2 rRNA genes are annotated in these 660 nt (G+C 40.6%); both read right to left on the reverse strand.

The window, feature by feature from the left end:
* Nucleotides 1-167 (reverse strand): 16S ribosomal RNA (locus tag BIV60_RS02015); the annotation flags it as partial.
* Nucleotides 168-492: 325 nt separating this feature from the next.
* Nucleotides 493-608: ribosomal RNA gene (rrf, locus tag BIV60_RS02020) — 5S ribosomal RNA — on the reverse strand.
* Between the last annotated feature and the right edge of the window lie 52 nt (nt 609-660).

The following is a 660-nucleotide window of genomic DNA, read 5'->3' on the forward strand; positions in this document are numbered from 1 at the left end:
AGCTCCGGTTTCCCGAAGTTATCCCAGTCTTACAGGCAGGTTGCCCACGTGTTACTCACCCGTCCGCCGCTAACCAACAGGAGCAAGCTCCTATCGATTCGCTCGACTTGCATGTATTAGGCACGCCGCCAGCGTTCGTCCTGAGCCAGGATCAAACTCTCCAAGAAAGTTGATGTAGCTCGAAAATTTACGTTGGCTCGTGTTCTCTATATAATAGAAGAAACACGATTATTATTGTTTGTTGACGTTTTTGTTTGTTTAGTTTTCAAAGAACAATTTCTTTTTTTAAAACAAGCGACAAAGATTATTATATCACTTTCACCGCTTAATATCAACTAAAATTTTTTCCAATTTCACTGGATTATTTTTTAATTGATTTCCCTTTTAGCAGAACCTTCTTATAATAACACCTTCGGCATTTTTATAAAACAGAAAGTTTTTTCCATTTTCTAAAAAGGAGTTAAAAGACATCGAAGAAATTTCATGCCCTTCGCCTGGCAACGTCCTACTCTCACAGGGGCAAGGCCCCAACTACCATCGGCGCTGAGAAGCTTAACTTCCGTGTTCGGTATGGGAACGGGTGTGACCTTCTCGCCATTATTGCCAGACTATTTACTTGAGGTATCATTCCCTCAAAACTAGATAATGCAGAAGAAGTTT

The organism is Bacillus sp. MUM 116, from assembly GCF_001866655.1.
Classification (GTDB): Bacteria; Bacillota; Bacilli; order Bacillales; family Cytobacillaceae; genus Neobacillus.